Genomic DNA, 18,560 nt, shown 5'->3' with positions numbered 1-18,560 from the left:
TGCCGCTACTTGAGAGTTCATGCGAAGGCCACAAGGATGTGGCCATTACAGGCCCCGGCATTCGTGTCGGGGCCTGTTCTATTTTGGGGGGAAAAGATCAAAAGATCGCAGCCTTCGGCAGCTCCTACAGGGCGATCTTTTGATCTTCTTCAATTCCCGCGCTTGCTGGTGATTCGAACCAACCGGTTGCCTTCAAAGCGCAGGTACTGGTACATCCCGCTGTTGGGCCCGTAGGTCCATTCCTCGACCTGAAACTCTTCCCGTCGATTGGCGCTGCGCTTATAGCCCAACACGTCGCGGGCAACGGGCTCTCCGCATTTCTGCAGCACTTCGCCGGACCTGTCCCCGACGCTGATCAATTGACTGCCGCATCGCAAGGTATCGGCCGCCGCAGCTTGGCCGACAGCCAACCCCAGGGCCAGGCTCAGAAGCCAGCGAGCGCCCATCACTCGGCATCCAGATGCATAGGGGTGATAACGCGGCCATCGCTTTCTGCCTCACCGAGGCTGGCGTCGATGAAGTACACGCGGTCATCGGCCAACTGACCCTTATCCACCAGATAATCCTTGATGCTGCTGGCCCGCTCTTGACCCAGTTGACGTAACAGCACCTCGCTGGAACTCCAGAACGTGATCACACTTTCACGCATTTTTTTGCTGCGCTCTTCCTTGCCCAAGTCCTTCCATTCGGCGGGCGGCTGAGTCTTGAGGCGTGTGCGGTAGATCCCTTCGAGCAGCGGGCCTTTCTCGCTGTCCGGCACTTCCAGCAATGAGGCTTGGGCCGGCACCTTGTCACCACGGCGCTGGAGCATTTTGTAGTAGTTGTACTGGTATTCCCGCTCCAGGCGTTGCTCGGCAATCAGCGGGCCATCGCTGGTCTTGGCGGCGGTGCCTTCGATTTCCAGGCGCAGGGCCGGACGTTCCTTGAGCGCCTGGGACAATTTGACCAGCGCCGCTTCAGCGTCTTTGCTCAGGTCGCTTGAACCCGGTGCAAATGCCACGGTGCCCAAGTCTTCCGAACCACCGCCGCTGACCAGACCGCCAATCATTTTGAATGGCGCTGCGGCCGCTTTCACGATCAGGTTGCGCAGGGTCTGCCAGATAATGGGCATGACACTGAACTGTGGGTTGTTCAGGTCGCCGCTCACCGGCAGCTCGATGGAAATCTTGCCGTCGACATCCTTGAGCAAGGCAATCGCCAGTTTCAGCGGCAGGCTCACGGCGTCTGGACTGTCGACCTTTTCACCCAGTTGCAACTGCTCGACCACCACTTTGTTTTCGGCCAGGAGCTGGCCGTTGGTGATCTTGTAATGCAGGTCGAGATTGAGCCGGCCCTTGCGGATACGGTAACCGGCGAATTTGCCGGAGTAGGGTGTCAGCGTGGTCAGCTCCACCCGTTTGAAACTGGTGGCGATGTCCAGGCTGGCCATTGGGTCGAACGGGTTGACCGAACCCTTGATGGTCACTGGTGCATAGCGGTCGACCTTGCCTTTGACGTCAACGCTGGCCGGTTTTGCCTGTCGGCTGTCGATGGTGCCGATCTTGCCGTTGAGCTGTTGAACGGCCGTGGCGAAGTTCGGGGTCAGGCTGAAGTCGGCGAAGTTTGCCGAGCCGTCATTGATGGCAATGCCGCCAATGTGGATGCCCAGCGGTTTTTCTTTTCCGGCTGCCGGCTTGGCCGCAGCGGTGGTTGTGGCGCCGGAGTCGGCCGGTTGCGGGATCAACAGGTCATCGACGTTGGTGGTGCGATCATCGTTGATCATGAAGCGTGCATAAGGCTGGAACAGGTTGACCTTGTCGATCGACAGGCTGTCGCCATGTTGATAATTCAGGCCTTCGAGCACCAACTGTTGCCACTTGAGGAAGTCACGGGTTTTCAGGGTGTCGAGGGTATGCAGTTGATCGACCTGGGCGCGGCCGGTGACGCTGAACGCCAGCGGCTCGGTGCTTTTCAGGTCGACCGCCAGATCACTGCCCAGCATGCCGCTGCGCAGTTCGAGACGAATGAACGGGTTGATGTAGGACTGGGCGACCCGCAGGTCGATGTCCTTGGTCTGCACGTTCAGTTTGGCGCTGATCGGGGCCAGATTGACCACGCCATCCGCGGTGATCTTGCCTTGCTTGCCCACGCCGGTGTCGAGCTTGAGGTTGAAAGGTGAGCCATTGAGGCTGTCGAAATTTTGCAGGTCCAGGTTCAGCGGACCCAACTCCAGCGCCACCTCCGGTTGAGCCTTGCGGTCGGCCAGGTGCACTTGATAATCACGTAGCTGCACGTCTTTGAGCAGCACCTGCCAAGGCTTGCTCGGCGCGGTCGGTTCAGGCTTCGGCGAATCGGCAGCCGCTGGTGTGCTGGTCGGCTCGGCATTAGCCTTGGCGGAGGCTTTGGACGGCTGACTGGCGAACAGTTTTTGCCAGTCGAGTTGCCCGTCGGCTTCGAGGGCGGCCCAGGTTTCCAGTTTCTGACTGCGAATCTTGCCGACCACCACTTGCTGTTTGGCCAGGTCTACGGTGGTTTCGCTGATGTCCAGCCGCGCGAGCTTCGCCAACGGTCGGCCGTCCGCAGTCTTGATGGCGAAAGGCGCGACGCTGACGGCAACGTTGCTCAGCAGCAGTTCGGTTTCCTTGGCCAGGTTGAGTTTGTAGTCGGTGCTGAGGCTGACCACGCCATCTTCGAGTGCGAGTGGCACAACATCGCGCACATAGGGCCAAAAGGATTTCATCTTGCCGTCGGTGATTTTCAGCTTACCTTCGGAGGCGATCGGGATCAGGCTGAAGTTGCCGGTCCAGTCGATCTGTCCACCTGCCGGGCCAACGGCCACCAGCGTCATGTCGGCGCTGTCTTCGGGCAGGGTGCTGAGGTTTTTCAGTTCGAAATCGAGTTTGTCGTAGAGAAATTCGATGGGTTCGCTGGGCCGTGCATCCTCGAAATGGACGGAGCCGCTGGCCAGTTTGATTCGCTCCACGCGCAGCGGGAATGGTTTGGCGTCCGGATCGGCCGGGGTCGGTTCGCTGGCGGGGATTTTGAACAGGCCGAGCAGGTTGAGTTTGCCGTCCTTGCCGAAAAGGATTTCGGTCTTGGGTTTGTCCAGTTCGATATCGGACAAGTGCAGCGCTTTGGTCCAGAGGCTGTCGATCTGCAGGTTGGCGTATAGACGTTCGAAGCCCACTTGTTCCTTACCCGGCTCGCCGATGACCAGGCCCCAAAGGGTGACTTCAAGACTGAACGGGTTGAGTTCGATCCGCGAAATCGTCGCGGGCGTCGTGGCGTAGTTGGCCAATTGTTGGTTGGCGACCCGCAACGCGATGCCCGGCAAAATCAGAAACCCCAGCAGGCTATAAAGAGCCAGGGCAGTCAACAAGGCGCCGATAGCGCGAATCAATCCTTTGGGCATGTGCGGCTTCATTTGTCGGAATCGGAGTGCCTTGGAGTATGGCATGCGTTTGCGGTTCCGAAGCAATCACGCTTTATAGGATTTGTCTGATTATCGGCGTGGACTTTCAGAGCTGCAGGATCAGTGTTTTCAGCGGCGGCTGTTGATCCATCGACGGGAAATCGCTGCCCGGCGTCAGCACGCTCCACTCACGCACCGGTCGCCCGGCCTTCTCTGCGCAGCGCAGAACCTGTTCGCGCCAATCGTCCATGCTGACCTTCGCCAGGTTGTTGCAGCAGATCAGCACGCCATTTTCCGCAGTGGTCAGCAGCGCCGGTTTGAGCAGGCTTTGGTAGTCGCGCAACAGGTCGACCGTGCCGAAGGCACTCTTGGCCCAGGCCGGAGGATCAAGCAGCACCAAATCGTACTGACGCGGGTCCAGACGTTGGTAGCTCGGCAGTTTCTGGCCGCGACGCTGGCTGATCGGCAGACCGGCTAATTGACGAATCGCCGGGAAATAATCGGACTGGATGAATTCCATCGTTGGCAATTGCGGGTTGAGCAGACCGTTCTCGCGGCCGACCGCCAAGTTGCCTTCGGCAAAGTCCAGGTTACACACCTCGCTCGCCCCACCCGCCGCGGCGCTGAGGCCAACGCCACAGGTATAGGCAAACAGGTTCAGCACACTTTTGTTTTTGCTGTGCGCCTTGACCCAGCCGCGAGCGTTGCGCAGGTCGAGAAACAGCAACGGGTCCTGGCCGGCGTGACGCCCGCGAACCCGGTAGTTCAGTCCCCATTCGTGACCGATCAAATCTTGCAGGGCGGCTTCGTCGGCGCGGTAGACGGTGTCTTCGCGGTCGATGCGCGAGTTGCCACGGGAGCGGTCGTTGTAGACCAGCAGGGTGTCGAGGCCCAGCTGTTGATTGACGATCTCGTGCAACTGCAGCAGGGCGTCACGCTCCAGTGCCTGGTGAAAGCTCTGCACCAACAGTTGCGGGCCGTAGCGGTCGATGGTCAGGCCACCGGCGCCTTCCTGGCTGCCGTGGAACAGGCGATAGCAATCGGTGCCTTGCTGATGCAGCTCGGCGAGCAGGTCCTGACGATGATCGAGGGCGGCGCGCAGCGCCTGATTCAAGGGAGACATGCTGAGCGCCTTGCAGGAGGGAATTGGGGGCGCGGGAGTTTAACAGCTTGGCGCGAACCGAGGTGCTGCCTTCGCGAGCAGGCTCGCTCCCACACTGAAATGATGAACGACACCAATCCATTGTGGGAGCGAGCCTGCTCGCGATGCTTTTAAGCCCTTTCGATTGCCAGTGCTACGTCTTGGACTCCGCCAATGCACAACATGGGCTCATTGGTTCAGGCGTTGATCGATCAACCCTTGCACCACGCTTGGGTCGGCGAGGGTCGAGGTGTCGCCCAGGCTGTCCAGTTCGTTGCAGGCGATCTTGCGCAGGATTCGTCGCATGATCTTGCCTGAACGGGTTTTCGGCAGGGCCGGCGCCCATTGGATCAAGTCCGGTTTGGCGAAGCTGCCGATTTCCTTGCTGACATGCGCCAGCAATTGTTTCTTCAGTTCGTCGTTGGGTTCGGTGCCATTCATGGGCGTGACGAAGGCATAGATGCCCTGGCCTTTGACGTCGTGGGGGTAACCGACCACGGCGGCCTCGGCGATGCTGTCGTGCAGCACCAGCGCGCTTTCCACTTCGGCCGTGCCGATGCGGTGCCCGGAGACGTTGATCACGTCGTCGATGCGCCCGGTAATCCAGTAGTCGCCGTCCTCGTCACGGCGTGCACCATCGCCGGTGAAGTAATAGCCGGGGTAGGGCTTGAAGTAGGTTTCGATCATCCGTTTCGGGTCGCCGTAGACGCTGCGGATCTGCGCCGGCCAGCTGGACTTGATAGCCAGTATGCCGCTGCCAGCGCCTTTGATTTCCTTGCCGTGTTCGTCGAGCAATACCGGTTGCACGCCGAACATCGGTTGGGTGGCGCAACCGGGTTTGATCCGTTGGGTGCTGACCAGCGGGCTGAGCATGATGCCGCCGGTTTCGGTCTGCCACCAGGTATCGACAATCGGGCAGCGCTGCTCGCCGACCGTATTGAAATACCACTCCCAGGCTTCCGGGTTGATCGGCTCACCGACGGTGCCGAGTAACCGCAGGCTCTCGCGGGACGTTTCCTTCAACGGTTCGGGGCCTTCACGCATCAACGCGCGCAGGGCGGTCGGAGCGGTGTAGAAGATATTCACGTGGTGTTTGTCGATCACTTGCCAGAAGCGCGAAGTGCTGGGGTAGCTCGGCACGCCTTCGAAGATCAGCGTGGTCGCCCCATTGGCCAGCGGCCCGTAGACGATGTAGCTGTGGCCAGTGACCCAGCCAACATCAGCGGTGCACCAGAAGACCTCACCGTCACGATAGTCGAGCACGTACTTGAAGGTCATGGCGACTTGCAGCAAGTAGCCACCGGTGGTGTGCAATACCCCTTTGGGTTTACCGGTGCTGCCGGAGGTGTAGAGGATGAACAGCGGGTCTTCGGCGTCCATCGGTTCTGGCGGGCAGTCGTCGCTGACATCGCGCAAAGCCTGGTGGTACCAGATGTCCCGATCGTCGACCCAGTTAACCTTGCCTTGGGTACGTTCGATCACGATCACGGTGCTCACGTCGGGGCAGCTTTGCAGCGCCGTGTCGACGTTCTGTTTGAGCGGCACGAATTTACCGCCGCGCACGCCTTCGTCGGCAGTGATCACTGTGCGGCAATCGGCGTCGAGGATCCGGTCACGCAGCGAGTCCGGGGAGAAGCCGCCGAACACCACCGAATGAATCGCGCCGATCCGCGCGCAGGCGAGCATGGCGTAGGCGGCTTCGGGGATCATCGGCATGTAGATGCACACGCGGTCGCCTTTCTTCACGCCACGGCTTTTGAGCACGTTGGCCAGTCGGCAGACGTTGTGATGGAGTTTTTTGTAGGTGATCTGGGCGGATTCGGCGGGATCATCGCCTTCCCAGATGATCGCGATTTGATCGCCGCGTTTTTCCAGATGACGGTCGATGCAGTTGTAACTGACGTTTAACGTTGCGCCAGCGAACCAGTTCGCCTCACCGGTTTTCAGGTCGTAACGCTGGACGGTTTGCCACGGCGCGCTCCAGTCGAGAAAGCGTGTGGCCTGTTCGGCCCAGAAGGTGCTGGGGTGCTCGATGGATTGGCGGTACAGGCGTTGGTAGTCGTCTTGACTTAACTGTGCAGCCCGGCGGACGGCATCGGCTTTGGGGAACGTGCTGATATCGAACATGACGGTTCCTTATTCTTGTTTTGCGACAAGAGGGGAGCTGCGCGACCCTCGTAGGAGCTGCTGAAGGCTGCGATCTTTTGATCTTGTTTTTAACAATCAAGATCAAAAGATCGCAGCCTTCGGCAGCTCCTACAGTGATAGCGCACGCCACCGATTTTGCAGTAAACCCGGTGCCGTGGAACTGTCGGTGCTGCAAGTTGAAGGGGCGGGTCAACCGCCCCTTCAGCCTATCACCCGCGGTGACGACCGCGGAAGTAGTTGATCAAGCCTTGGGTGGAGGCATCGTCGGCCGGGCTTTCTTCGCTGCCGACCAGGCGGTTGTAGACGCCTTTGCCCAGTTCCTTGCCCAGCTCCACACCCCACTGGTCGAAAGCGTTGATGCCCCAGACCACGCTTTGCACGAAGACTTTGTGTTCGTACAGCGCCACCAGTGCGCCAAGACGACGCGGGCTGATGCGTTCGACCACCAGGGTGTTGCTCGGACGGTTGCCCGGGATCACCTTGTGTGCCGCCAGCTTCTGCACTTCGTCCTCGCTCATGCCCTTGTCACGCAGCTCGGCTTCGGCCTCGGCGCGGGTCTTGCCCAGCATCAGCGCCTGGCTTTGCGACAGGCAGTTGGCGTACAGCCACTGGTGGTGGTCGGACACCGGGTTGAAGCTGACGATTGGCACGATAAAGTCAGCCGGAATCAGCTGGGTGCCTTGGTGCAGCAACTGGTGGTAAGCGTGCTGACCGTTGCAACCGACGCCGCCCCAGATCACCGGGCCGGTATCGGTGGACACTGGCGTGCCGTCCTGGCGCACGCTCTTGCCGTTGGATTCCATGTCCAGCTGTTGCAAGTGTTTGGTGATGTTGCGCAGGTAGTGGTCGTACGGCAGGATCGCGTGGCTTTGCGCGCCCCAGAAGTTGCCGTACCAGACGCCGAGCAACGCCAGCAGCACCGGCATGTTCTGTTCGAATGGCGCGCTCTGGAAGTGCTGGTCCATGGTGTAGGCACCGGACAGCAGCTCCTTGAAGTTCGACATGCCAATGGCCAATGCAATCGGCAAACCGATGGCCGACCACAGCGAGTAACGCCCGCCAACCCAGTCCCACATCGGGAAGATGTTTTCTTCGCGAATACCGAACGCTACCGCCGCAGCATTGTTGCTGGAAACGGCGATGAAGTGACGGTACAGCTCGGCTTCCGAACCACCTTGAGCCAGGTACCAGGCACGTGCGGCCTGGGCATTTTTCAGGGTTTCGAGGGTGTTGAAGGATTTCGACGAGACGATGAACAGCGTGGTCTCGGCGCGCAGCTTCATGGTCAGTTCGTGGAATTCACTGCCGTCGATGTTCGCCAGGTAATGGCAGCGCACGCCTTTCTGGGCGTAGGACAGCAGCGCTTCGGACACCAACTCAGGGCCGAGGAACGAGCCACCGATGCCGATGTTGACCACGTCAGTGATCGGCTTCTCGGTGTAACCGCGCCACAACCCATCGTGGATGCGGCCCACGAGGTCGGTGATCTGGTTCAGCACCTTGTGCACATCGGGCATCACGTTGACGCCGTTGACCGACAGCTTGTCGCCCACCGGGCGGCGCAGTGCGGTGTGCAGCGCGGGGCGGCCTTCGGAAGAGTTGACGATTTCGCCATCGAACAGCGCTTTGATCGCGCCCTGGAGATCGACTTCGTTGGCCAGGCCCACCAGCAGGTTGCGGGTCTCGGCGTTGATCAGGTTTTTCGAGTAGTCGAGAAACAGGCCGCAGCTGCTAAGGGTGAATTGAGTAAAGCGCTGCGGATCGGCATTAAAGGCTTCGCGCATGCTGAAATCCTGCATGGCTTGGCGGTGGTCATTCAGCGCTTGCCAGGCGGGCAGAGCGGTAACGTCGTGAGGAGTGCGGTAATACGCCATCGCTGCGGTTTTCCTTTTTACTTGAACGGCCTTTTGAACACTAAAATCCCGGAGCGCTGCGGTTGGGCGTCCGGTCAACTGCGTCGACACGATTTCATGGCGCAGGGCGAATACAGTAAACCTCGCGCTGCAATCTGTCTTGACTTTGTCTGACCTGCTCCCGGTACTTTTTTAACATTTAAACAGGGAGCGGCCGACAAACGGAAGGCTGACAGGGGGAGGGGCTCGATCAGGCGACCTGAACCGGAATGGCATTACTGGTGTGGCTCAACTCGTTACCCGGTGCCATGTAGAGCATGCGCGGCTTGAAGTTGAGCAGTTCGGCTTCGCTGTAATGGGCGTAAGCGCAGATGATCACGCGGTCGCCGACCTTGGCCTTGTGCGCCGCGGCACCGTTGACCGAAATCATGCGCGAACCTTCTTCGCCACGAATCGCGTAGGTGGTGAAGCGTTCGCCGTTGTCGATGTTATAGATCTGGATCTGTTCGTACTCACGGATGCCGGACAGGTCCAGCCATTCGCCGTCGATGGCGCAAGAGCCTTCGTAATCGAGTACAGCGTGGGTGACTTCGGCGCGATGCAGCTTGGCCTTGAGCATGATGGCGTGCATGAGTGTTTCCCCAGGTCGGAATCGAACGGCGGGCAGTTTGCCCGAAGGCATGAAGGGCGGCAATACGATGTGGAATTTGACGCAGGACCAATGTGGGAGCGGGCTTGCCCGCGATGGCGTACTAACAGTCAGCATCTATGTCGACTGCTAAATCGCTATCGCGGGCAAGCCCGCTCCCACAGGGTTTGGTGGTGTTTATGCGGGCGCGTCGAGGTTCAGATGCAGGTTGTCGATCAACCGCGTCGTGCCCAGGAACGCCGCCACCAGAATCACCAGATCCCGATCTTCCGCCGTTGCCGGACGCAAGGTCAGCGCATGGCGAATTTCCAGATAATCCGTACGCAGGCCCGCGGCTTCAAGCTGCTTGATCTGCTCGTTGATCAACGTCGGGTAATCCCGCTCACCCTGTTTGATTGCATCGGCAATTTGGGTCAGGGTGCGATAGACCACTGGCGCTACGGCACGCTGTTCTTCGCTGAGGAAACCATTGCGCGACGACAGCGCCAGACCGTCGGCGGCACGCACGGTGGGTTCACCGATGATCTGGATCGGCATGTTCAGGTCATGCACCAGGGCGCGAATCACCGCGAGTTGCTGGAAGTCTTTCTGGCCGAAGATCGCCAAGTCCGGCTGAACCATGTTGAACAGCTTGCTGACTACGGTCGCCACGCCTTCGAAATGCCCCGGACGGCTGGCGCCGCACAGGCCTTCGGACAGTTGCGGAACGCTGACGCGGGTCTGGCCGGCCATGCCGTCGGGGTACATTTCTTCGACGGTTGGTGCGAACAGCAGATGGCAACCGGCCTGGAGCAGTTTCTCCTGATCGGCGGCCAGGGTCCGCGGGTACTTGTCGAGGTCTTCGCCGGCGCCGAACTGCAGCGGGTTGACGAAAATGCTCGCGACCACGAAATCCACCCGTTGGGTGGCTTTGGTAATCAGCGCGATATGCCCGCTGTGCAGGTTGCCCATGGTTGGCACGAAGCCGATGCGCTTGCCTTCGCTACGGGCACGGGCCACGGCGGCCCGCAGTTCGCGTACGGTTTTTACGGTGTTCATGCAGAGAATCCGTGTTCGATGCCAGGGAAAGTCGCCGCTTTGACTTCAGTGACGTAAGCGCTCAAGGCGGCTTGAATGCTGGTTTGGCCAGTCATGAAGTTCTTCACGAATTTTGGTACGCGGCCGGTAATGGACAAGCCAAGCATGTCGTGCAGGACCAGTACCTGGCCGTCAGTGCCGCTGCCGGCGCCGATGCCGATCACCGGGATCTTCACCGCCTGGGTGATTTCTTCGGCGAGTTCGCTAGGCACGCATTCGAGCAGCAGCATGGCCGCGCCGGCCTGTTCCAGGGAGATGGCGTCGGCACGCATTTGCCGCGCCTGGTTCTCGTTGCGGCCTTGGACTTTATAGCCGCCGAGGATGTTGACCGATTGCGGTGTCAGCCCCATGTGCGCGCACACCGGGATGCCACGTTCGGCCAGCAGACGGATCGAGTCCGCGAGCCACAATGCCCCTTCAACCTTGACCATGTGCGCACCGGCCTGCATCAACAGGGCGCTGTTGGTCATGGTTTGTTCAATGGTGGCGTAGGCCATGAAGGGCAGGTCGGCGAGGATCAGGGCATCGGCGTTGCCACGTTTGACGGCTGCCACGTGGTAGGCCATTTCAGCGGTGGTCACCGGCAGAGTGCTGTCGTGACCTTGCAAGACCATGCCGAGGGAGTCGCCCACCAGCAGCACTTCAACCCCGGCCTCATTGCAGGCATGGGCGAAGGTCGCGTCATAGCAGGTCAGCATGGTGATCTTTTCACCTTTCTGCTTGAGGCTCTGGAGCGTGGTCAGGGTGATGGCTGGCATGAAAAAAATCCTCATTACAGGCGCTATGGAAACTACTGCGAGTAACGCGCGTGATTCGTCATTTATACAGGCGCACCTTCTTTCGTGGTGCTTGTAAGGCCTGGATTGCGCCCTTTGGCGCCGCGTTGGCGGCAGCGGGACGCCTATAGTCGTGAGGAGAACCCGGGAAGTCAATTGCATGTGTTACCGCATTGTTACGTGTGGGGTGTTACCGGCGTTACTGATGCGATTCAGCAGATACGACAGAAACCATTGTGGGAGCGGGCTTGCCCGCGATAGCGACTTTACATTCAACATCAATGTTGACTAATAGTCCGCCATCGCGGGCAAGCCCGCTCCCACAGGGAGTTTTGTCAATTCGGAGAGAGGCGTTCCAACCCGACGAACGGGCAGGCAGCGAGCAATGCTGTGAGGGTGCGGCCATCGGCCAGGCGCAGATCCGCCGGTGCCAGCTCGGCCAGCGGATAGAGCACAAAGGCCCGTTCCTGCAGGTGATAGTGGGGGACTTTGAGGCGAGGTTCGTCGATCAGTCGATCGCCGAACAGCACGATGTCCAGATCCAGCGTGCGCGGGCCCCAGCGTTCAAGGCGCTCGCGGCCTTGGCCATTCTCGATGGCTTGCAGCGCATCCAGCAGGTCCAGTGGCGCGAGGCTGCTGTCGAGCGCAGCGACCGCGTTGGTGTAACGCGGTTGGCCGGGCAGCAGCGAGTCGCTTTGATAAAACCCGGAAACCCCGACCAGTTTGGTTTGCGGCAATTGCGCCAGCGCTGCGATAGCGCTGCGCAACTGTTCGGTGGGGTCAGCCAGATTGCTGCCCATGCCGATGTAGATGCGTTCCATGGCTTATTCGCCTGTAGCGCTCGGTGCGCCGGCAGCGCGCTTGCGCTTGGCACCGCCGCTGCGGCGACGTTTGCGTGGAGCGCCAGTACCGTCGTCCTTGCCGCTGAGGTCGCGGATCATGTCCCGGCGTTCGCTGTCGTTGGCGTCCTGATAGTCGGTCCACCATTCGCCCAGGCCATCGGTCTGCTCACCGGCGCTTTCACGCAGCAGCAGGAAGTCGTAACCGGCGCGGAACCGCGGGTTGTCCAGCAACAGGTCGGCGCGTTTGCCGCTGCGCCGTGGCAGACGCTCCTGCATGTCCCAGATCTCGCGTATCGGCATGGTGAAGCGTTTCGGAATGGCGATGCGCTGGCACTGTTCGGCGATCAACTCGTGAGCGGCTTCCTGCATCGCCGGAATCGGCGGCATGCCGCGTTCTTGCAGGCGCAACACACGGGCCGGCAGGGCAGGCCAGAGCAGGGCGGCAAACAGGAACGCCGGGGTAACCGGTTTGTTCTGCTTGATTCGCAGGTCCGTGTTGATCAGCGCTTCACTGATCAGCGTGTGCGTGTAGGTCGGGTTGTACTCCAACGCTGCCGCACTGGCCGGGAACAGCGGATCGAACAACTGCAGGTCGACCAGCATTTCGAAGGTGTCCGCGGCATAGCCGGAGAGGAACAACTTGAGCACTTCTTCGAACAGACGAGCCGACGGGATCTCGCGCAGCAATGGCGCCAGTTCGCGGATCGGCGTGGCGCTGTGTTTTTCGATGCCGAAATTCAGCTTGGCGGCGAAACGCACGGCCCGCAGCATCCGCACCGGGTCTTCCTGGTAGCGTTGCTTCGGATCACCGATCAGGCGGATCAGATGATTGCGGATGTCGTGTACGCCGTTGGCGTAGTCGAGAATGCGCTCGCTGACCGGATCGTAATACAAGGCGTTGATGGTGAAGTCGCGGCGTTGCGCGTCTTCTTCCAGGGTGCCGTAGACGTTGTCGCGCAGAATGCGCCCGCTTTCGTTACGAGACGATTGGTTGCTGTCTTCGTCCTCGTCGTTTTGCGGGTGATTGGCGCGGAAGGTCGCGACTTCAATGATTTCGCGGCCAAAGTGGATATGCACCAGCTTGAAACGCCGACCGATGATCCGCGCGTTGCGGAATTCGGCGCGTACCTGTTCAGGCGTGGCGCTGGTGGCGACGTCGAAATCTTTCGGCGTGATGCCGAGCAGCATGTCACGCACGCAGCCGCCGACCAGGTAAGCCTGGTAACCGGCGTTCTGCAGGCGTTCGACGATATTCACCGCGTAACGGCTGAACTGTGCCTTTTGCAGCGAATGTTGGCCGCTGTTGAGCACTTCAGGCGTACTGCGAATGTGTTGCGTATGACGCTTGGGAGAACGGAATGACTGGAACAACTTCTTCAGCATGGGATGCACTGTTTGAAGGAATGTTCGGCCATAACGAAGAATGACCGCATGATGGGCCGGGATTCTAGCATTTAGTCGGGGGATGGTGTAGGAAGCTGCGCAAGCGCTTGAAGAGGGATGTCGAATAGCAGGGCAAACACCAGAAACCACAAGGGGAGCCGAAGCTCCCCAAGAAGTAGTTGCATGCTCTATTTTTATTATTGGTTTCGGGCTTCTTGTTTTTGTTGAGCGCCCTCGCCATGAAGTTTTCCTTCATGACCCTCCCAATCGGGAGCCAAGAGCAAACGGATTGCTTTGGTCGCTGTGTTGCTGTGATCGTTCGATCCAACCAGTTCAGGCACTGTCTTGAGACAGCTTTTTATTATTCTCGGCCTGGTCGTGGGGCAAGCCCCAAATGCAACGCCTCTCCAAAAGAATCAGTTAGCTACGCCTCTCGCCGTCTTGTTTTTATTGTGCGTGAGTCGATTCGTCTTATTTTTATTGTCTTGTACATTGCTTGTTATTGTTCTTGTACCAAACATATAGCAGGGTGCGTGCCAACTTTTGTGAAGCCCAGTAAAGCAAGGGGTTAGGCGGGTTGATGGTGTTTTTCGAGGCCAAAAAAAACCGGGGCTTCGTTACCGTAAGCCCCGGCTTCTGTTACGCGAAAAAGCTGAGGTAACAGTTTTTTCACAATGTCATGTGTTACCCGCACATCGGACAGGTGCGGTTCAGCTCTCGCTGGCCACCCCGGTCTTGCGTCGCGGAATGCCCAGGCGCTGACGGCGTTCCCACAGGCATTTGCGGCTGACCCCGAGTTTGCGGGCCAGTTCGGTTTCGGTCATGTGATCTTGATGCTCGAGAACGAAATGCTGGAAGTAGTCTTCCAGGGACAAATCTTCGGTCGGTTCGTGGCTGGTGTTACCGGCGCCGTTGCCCTGTTGGGGCGCGAGGCCAATGAAGTCGTCGTCGTCCAGATCGCTCAGTTCGATGTCGATGCCCAGCAGCTCGGCGGAAATCTCCGGGCTTTCGCACAGGATCACCGCGCGCTCGACCGCGTTTTCCAGTTCGCGAACGTTACCCGGCCAAGAGTAATGCCGAATCGCCTGTTCGGCATCCAGGGCGAATTTCAGATCGGTACGGTTGACCCGTGCGCTCTGCCGCGCGAGGAATGCAGTGGCAATTTCATTGACGTCCGCGCCGCGCTCGCGAAGGGCCGGCAGCTTCAAGGCGATCACGTGAAGACGGTAATACAAGTCTTCACGGAACTGGCCAATCTTCGCCAGGCTCTTGAGGTCCCGGTGAGTCGCGGCGATCAGGCGTACATCAACCTTCTGCGACTGGACCGAACCGACCCGACGGATTTCCCCTTCCTGCAACACGCGCAGCAGGCGGGCCTGAGCTTCCAGTGGCAGCTCACCGATTTCATCGAGGAACAAGGTGCCGCCGTCCGCCGCTTCCACCAACCCGGCACGCCCGGCACTGGCGCCGGTAAACGCGCCTTTTTCGTGGCCGAATAGCTCGGACTCGATCAGGCTTTCCGGAATGGCCGCGCAGTTCACCGAGATCATCGGCGCCTTGGCGCGTTTGGACAGATTATGCAGGGCGCGTGCTACCAGTTCTTTACCGGTACCGGATTCACCCTGGATCAGGACGTTGGAATCGGTTGGCGCGACTTTACGGATCTTGCTGTACAGGTCCTGCATCGGCGGACACGAGCCGATAATGCCGATTTCGCCGTTGCTGTTGTCGACACCGTTTTTCGCGGCGCCATTGGTCGTTTTGCCGACGACCGGTTCACCGCTGGCTTGCGCCGATTGCCGGTCACGCAGGATTCGCGCGACGGCCTGGAGCATTTCGTCGTGATCGAAAGGCTTGGCGATGTAATCCACCGCGCCCATCTTCATGGAGTCGACGGCCGAACGCAGGCTGGCGTAACTGGTCATGATCAGCACCGGAGTGCCCTGGCCAAGTTTGATCAACTCGGTACCGGGGGCGCCCGGCAGACGCAGGTCGCTGACGATCAGGTCAAACGTGGGAATGCTGAAACGCTCTTGTGCTTCCTGCACGGATCCGGCTTCGCTGACCTGGTACTGGTTACGTTCCAGCAGACGGCGCAAGGCGGAGCGGATAATTGTTTCGTCTTCGACGATCAAAATGTGCGGCATTGATTCGATACTCTCGACGGTCTCAGTTCACAGCGGACGTCGCTTCGACATGACGCGGCAAAGTTACCCGGATACGGGTGCCGCGTTGGCTTTGAACATCAGCCGGGCTGTCGATGGTGATTTGTCCATAATGCTCTTCAACGATGGAATAGACCAGTGCAAGGCCCAGACCGGTGCCTTCGCCAGGATCCTTGGTGGTGAAGAAGGGTTCGAACAATCGGTCCATGATGCTCGAGGGAATACCGCTGCCTTCGTCTTCGACGATCAGATCGACCGTGTGTTCGCCGGCTTCGCTTTTGACTCGTACCGCACTGCCCGGAGGCGAGGCGTCGCGGGCGTTTGAGAGCAGGTTGATCAATACCTGGGCGAGCCGCTGCGGGTCGCCTTCGACCCAGTGGTCGGGATCGCACAGATTATAGAACTGTACTTCGAAATTGCGCCGGTTCAAGGCCAGCAGGCCGATGGCATCCTGGGCCACTTCCGCCAGACAGACGGGCTCGTCAGTGTGCTGATAACTGCCGGCATGGGCGAAGCTCATCAGCGACTGAACAATGCGTGACACGCGTTTGGTCTGCTCGAGGATCTGCCCACTGATTTCCGTGAGTTCGGCGTCTTCTTCACGCTCTTCGCGCAAGTTTTGCGCGAGGCAGGCAATGCCGGTGATCGGGTTGCCGATTTCATGGGCCACGCCGGCCGCCAGTCGACCGATGCTGGCAAGGCGCTCGGAGTGCACCAGTTTGTCTTCGAGCATCTGGGTTTCGGTCAAATCTTCCACCAGCAACACCAGGCCGCTGTTACCCGGCGCCAGCGGTTCATCGATCGCCGCTTTGTGCAGGTTCAGCCAGCGCGTCTGACCGTCGAGGGCCAGGTGCTGTTTGTGCAAATGCTCGTCCGGCAGATTGATGAAACCTTGCAGCAGGTCTCTCCACGGATCGCCAATGGTGCTCAGGCGCGAACCGACCACACGCTGCGCGGCAATCCCGGTCAGTTCCTCCATGGCTTTGTTCCACATGAGGATTTCCTGATCCTTGGCCAGCGAGCACACGCCCATCGGCAATTCCTGCAAGGTCTGGCGGTGGTAGCGGCGCAGGGCATCGAGTTCGGCGGCAAGGCCGGTGAGGCGCGAGTGGTAGTCCTCAAGGCGGCTTTCGATGAAGTGGATATCTTCGGTGACGTAGTTTTCGCCGCCAGCCTTGTAGGGCAGGAAGGTTTCGACCATGTCTTGCGCCACGCTCGGCCCCATCAGGCCGGAGAGGTTGGCTTCGATACGGTCACGCAGACGGCGCAAGGCGTATGGCCGGCGTTCATCGAACGGCAGATAGAGGTCACGCAGCGCCTGCTCGACTTCTTTCTGCGCTGCCTTGGCGCCCAGCGGCTTGGCCAGTTGCGTGGCAAATTCCTGAGGCGAGGCGGCATGCAGTTCGCGGCGTTGCGGGCGGCGAACGTTGTCCACCGCGCAGGCTTCGGCGGCGCTGGCCTCTTCGGGGCTGGCGTTGGTGAACAACGAGATCAGCGTGAACATCAGTACGTTGGCGGCCAGTGAGGCGATTGCGGCCATGTGCCAGCTGGTGTCGTCCAGCACGTAAATCATGTTCAGCAGCGGAATGTAGAAACCTTGCAGATTGCCGACCAGCGGCAGCAGCATGGTCACCAGCCACACCAGAATCCCCGCCAGTAGGCCTGCGATGAAGCCGCGACGGTTGGCGGTCGGCCAGTACAGTACCGACAACACCCCCGGCAGGAACTGCAATGTGGCGACGAAGGCGACGATGCCTAGGTTGGCCAGGTCTTGCTCGGCGCCCAGCATCAGGTAGAAACCGTAACCGGCCATGATGATCGCGACGATCAGCGCCCGGCGGGTCCACTTCAGCCAACGGTAGATATTGCCTTCGGCCGGCGGCTGATAGAGCGGCAGCACCAGATGGTTCAGCGCCATCCCGGACAGCGCCAGCGTGGTGACGATGATCAGGCCGCTGGCTGCCGACAATCCGCCGACATAGGCCAATAGTGCCAAGGCTTTGTTGTTGGCGGCGATGCCGATGCCCAGGGTGAAATATTCCGGATTGGTCGTGGCGCCGAGTTTCAGCCCGGCCCAGAGAATCAGCGGTACCGCGAGGCTCATCAACAGCAGAAACAGCGGCAGACCCCAGCTCGCACTGACCAGCGAGCGCGGGTTGAGGTTTTCGGTAAAGGTCATGTGGTACATGTGCGGCATCACAATCGCCGAGGCGAAGAACACCAGCAGCAGCGTGCGCCACGGGCCTTCCTGCAATGGCGTGTGCAGGGCGGCGAGGGCGGTCTGGTTTTGCAGCAGCCACAGCTCCAGCTGCTGCGGGCCGTCGAACACGCCATACAGCGCATACAGACCGACGCCGCCAATCGCGATCAGTTTGATCACAGACTCGAAGGCAATCGCAAACACCAGGCCTTCATGTTTCTCGCGGGTAGCGATGTGGCGTGAGCCGAAGAAAATCGTGAACAGCGTAATCAGCGCGCAGAAGCTCAAGGCCACGCGATGCTGCACCGGCTCGCGGGTGAGGATGCTGATGGAGTCGGCCACTGCCTGAATCTGCAACGCCAGCAACGGCAACACGCCGATCAGCATGAAAATTGTCGTCAGTGCGCCGGCCCAAGTGCTGCGGAAACGAAACGCGAACAAGTCGGCCAGGGACGAGAGTTGATACGTGCGGGTGATTTTCAGGATCGGGTACAAAAGCACCGGTGCCAGCAGAAAGGCCCCGGAAACCCCGAGGTAGCTGGACAGAAAACCGTAGCCGTACTGATAAGCGAGGCCCACCGTGCCGTAAAACGCCCAGGCACTGGCGTAAACGCCCAGCGACAGGGTGTACGTCAGCGGGTGGCGAATGATCGCCCGGGGGATCATGCCCCGTTCGCTGATCCAGGCCACGCCGAACAGCACCGCCAGGTACGCGGCGCTGATCAGGATCATCTGGGTCAGGCTAAAGCTCATCGGCATCTTTTTGGCTCTGCAGAATGAAGGTCACGACAATCAGAATCAGCCAGAGCAAATAAGGGCGATACCAGGCGCCCGTGGCGTCGATCCACCAATCCATGATGGCCGGGGAGAACAGATAAATCCCCACTACCAGGAGCAGGACCAAGCGATAGATGTACATCCCGGCCTCTCTTTTT

13 protein-coding genes are annotated in these 18,560 nt (G+C 59.8%); all 13 read right to left on the bottom strand.

Features of this window, described 5'->3' with window-relative positions:
* Positions 1 to 149 precede the first annotated feature (149 nt).
* A complete protein-coding gene (locus KGB18_RS25875; protein ID WP_223570718.1) occupies positions 150 to 446 on the bottom strand; it encodes a DUF2845 domain-containing protein in 297 nt (98 codons plus the stop codon).
* On the bottom strand, positions 446 to 3,436 hold the full coding sequence (locus tag KGB18_RS25870) for a DUF748 domain-containing protein (RefSeq protein WP_223570717.1): 2,991 nt from the start codon (positions 3,434 to 3,436) through the stop codon (positions 446 to 448). The genes KGB18_RS25875 and KGB18_RS25870 overlap by 1 nt, the downstream gene beginning before the upstream one ends.
* A 61-nt stretch (positions 3,437 to 3,497) precedes the next feature.
* Positions 3,498 to 4,514, bottom strand: coding sequence for a class I SAM-dependent rRNA methyltransferase (locus KGB18_RS25865; RefSeq protein ID WP_123721430.1), 1,017 nt, complete (start codon positions 4,512 to 4,514; stop codon positions 3,498 to 3,500).
* A 207-nt stretch (positions 4,515 to 4,721) separates the two neighbouring features.
* Positions 4,722 to 6,659 (bottom strand): acetate--CoA ligase, encoded by a 1,938-nt coding sequence (gene acs, locus KGB18_RS25860; protein WP_223570716.1) that lies wholly within the window; start codon positions 6,657 to 6,659, stop codon positions 4,722 to 4,724.
* Between the two features lie 230 nt (positions 6,660 to 6,889).
* A complete protein-coding gene (pgi, locus tag KGB18_RS25855) occupies positions 6,890 to 8,554 on the bottom strand; it encodes a glucose-6-phosphate isomerase (RefSeq protein WP_123721432.1) in 1,665 nt (554 codons plus the stop codon).
* A 229-nt stretch (positions 8,555 to 8,783) separates the two neighbouring features.
* Positions 8,784 to 9,164 (bottom strand): aspartate 1-decarboxylase, encoded by a 381-nt coding sequence (gene panD / locus KGB18_RS25850; RefSeq protein WP_008153310.1) that lies wholly within the window; start codon positions 9,162 to 9,164, stop codon positions 8,784 to 8,786.
* Between the two features lie 195 nt (positions 9,165 to 9,359).
* Positions 9,360 to 10,220, bottom strand: coding sequence for a pantoate--beta-alanine ligase (panC, locus tag KGB18_RS25845; protein ID WP_123721433.1), 861 nt, complete (start codon positions 10,218 to 10,220; stop codon positions 9,360 to 9,362).
* Complete coding sequence (gene panB, locus KGB18_RS25840) at positions 10,217 to 11,017, bottom strand: 3-methyl-2-oxobutanoate hydroxymethyltransferase (RefSeq protein WP_123361272.1); 801 nt, start codon at positions 11,015 to 11,017, stop codon at positions 10,217 to 10,219. Before panB ends, panC begins: the two co-directional genes overlap by 4 nt.
* A gap of 353 nt (positions 11,018 to 11,370) precedes the next feature.
* Positions 11,371 to 11,856 carry a 2-amino-4-hydroxy-6-hydroxymethyldihydropteridine diphosphokinase gene (gene folK, locus KGB18_RS25835; RefSeq protein ID WP_123721434.1) on the bottom strand — a complete coding sequence of 162 codons (486 nt, stop codon included), beginning with the start codon at positions 11,854 to 11,856 and terminating at the stop codon, positions 11,371 to 11,373.
* A 3-nt stretch (positions 11,857 to 11,859) separates the two neighbouring features.
* Positions 11,860 to 13,260, bottom strand: coding sequence for a polynucleotide adenylyltransferase PcnB (locus tag KGB18_RS25830; protein WP_008068509.1), 1,401 nt, complete (start codon positions 13,258 to 13,260; stop codon positions 11,860 to 11,862).
* A gap of 710 nt (positions 13,261 to 13,970) precedes the next feature.
* Positions 13,971 to 15,407, bottom strand: a complete 1,437-nt coding sequence (locus tag KGB18_RS25825) for a sigma-54-dependent transcriptional regulator (RefSeq protein WP_201062741.1) — start codon at positions 15,405 to 15,407, stop codon at positions 13,971 to 13,973.
* A gap of 22 nt (positions 15,408 to 15,429) precedes the next feature.
* Positions 15,430 to 18,384 (bottom strand): sensor histidine kinase, encoded by a 2,955-nt coding sequence (locus tag KGB18_RS25820; RefSeq protein ID WP_187326443.1) that lies wholly within the window; start codon positions 18,382 to 18,384, stop codon positions 15,430 to 15,432.
* A complete protein-coding gene (locus tag KGB18_RS25815; protein ID WP_003176118.1) occupies positions 18,368 to 18,544 on the bottom strand; it encodes a hypothetical protein in 177 nt (58 codons plus the stop codon). Before KGB18_RS25815 ends, KGB18_RS25820 begins: the two co-directional genes overlap by 17 nt.
* Positions 18,545 to 18,560: the final 16 nt, after the last annotated feature.

The sequence above is a fragment of the Pseudomonas sp. BF-R-26 genome, assembly GCF_019947395.1.
GTDB lineage: Bacteria > Pseudomonadota > Gammaproteobacteria > Pseudomonadales > Pseudomonadaceae > Aquipseudomonas > Aquipseudomonas farris.
The sequence above is the reverse complement of the archived record's forward strand: the minus strand, read 5'-3'. Positions and strand labels throughout refer to the sequence as shown.

Bases quoted from the DNA above. Each gene is read 5' to 3' on its own strand.
- acs (WP_223570716.1), bottom strand. From the start codon at position 6,659: ATGTTCGATATCAGCACGTTCCCCAAAGCCGATGCCGTCCGCCGGGCT.
- KGB18_RS25830 (WP_008068509.1), bottom strand. From the start codon at position 13,260: ATGCTGAAGAAGTTGTTCCAGTCATTCCGTTCTCCCAAGCGTCATACG.
- folK (WP_123721434.1), bottom strand. From the start codon at position 11,856: ATGGAACGCATCTACATCGGCATGGGCAGCAATCTGGCTGACCCCACC.
- panB (WP_123361272.1), bottom strand. From the start codon at position 11,017: ATGCCAGCCATCACCCTGACCACGCTCCAGAGCCTCAAGCAGAAAGGT.
- KGB18_RS25825 (WP_201062741.1), bottom strand. From the start codon at position 15,407: ATGCCGCACATTTTGATCGTCGAAGACGAAACAATTATCCGCTCCGCC.
- KGB18_RS25815 (WP_003176118.1), bottom strand. From the start codon at position 18,544: ATGTACATCTATCGCTTGGTCCTGCTCCTGGTAGTGGGGATTTATCTG.
- KGB18_RS25820 (WP_187326443.1), bottom strand. From the start codon at position 18,384: ATGCCGATGAGCTTTAGCCTGACCCAGATGATCCTGATCAGCGCCGCG.
- KGB18_RS25870 (WP_223570717.1), bottom strand. From the start codon at position 3,436: ATGCCATACTCCAAGGCACTCCGATTCCGACAAATGAAGCCGCACATG.
- pgi (WP_123721432.1), bottom strand. From the start codon at position 8,554: ATGGCGTATTACCGCACTCCTCACGACGTTACCGCTCTGCCCGCCTGG.
- KGB18_RS25865 (WP_123721430.1), bottom strand. From the start codon at position 4,514: ATGTCTCCCTTGAATCAGGCGCTGCGCGCCGCCCTCGATCATCGTCAG.
- panD (WP_008153310.1), bottom strand. From the start codon at position 9,164: ATGCACGCCATCATGCTCAAGGCCAAGCTGCATCGCGCCGAAGTCACC.
- panC (WP_123721433.1), bottom strand. From the start codon at position 10,220: ATGAACACCGTAAAAACCGTACGCGAACTGCGGGCCGCCGTGGCCCGT.
- KGB18_RS25875 (WP_223570718.1), bottom strand. From the start codon at position 446: ATGGGCGCTCGCTGGCTTCTGAGCCTGGCCCTGGGGTTGGCTGTCGGC.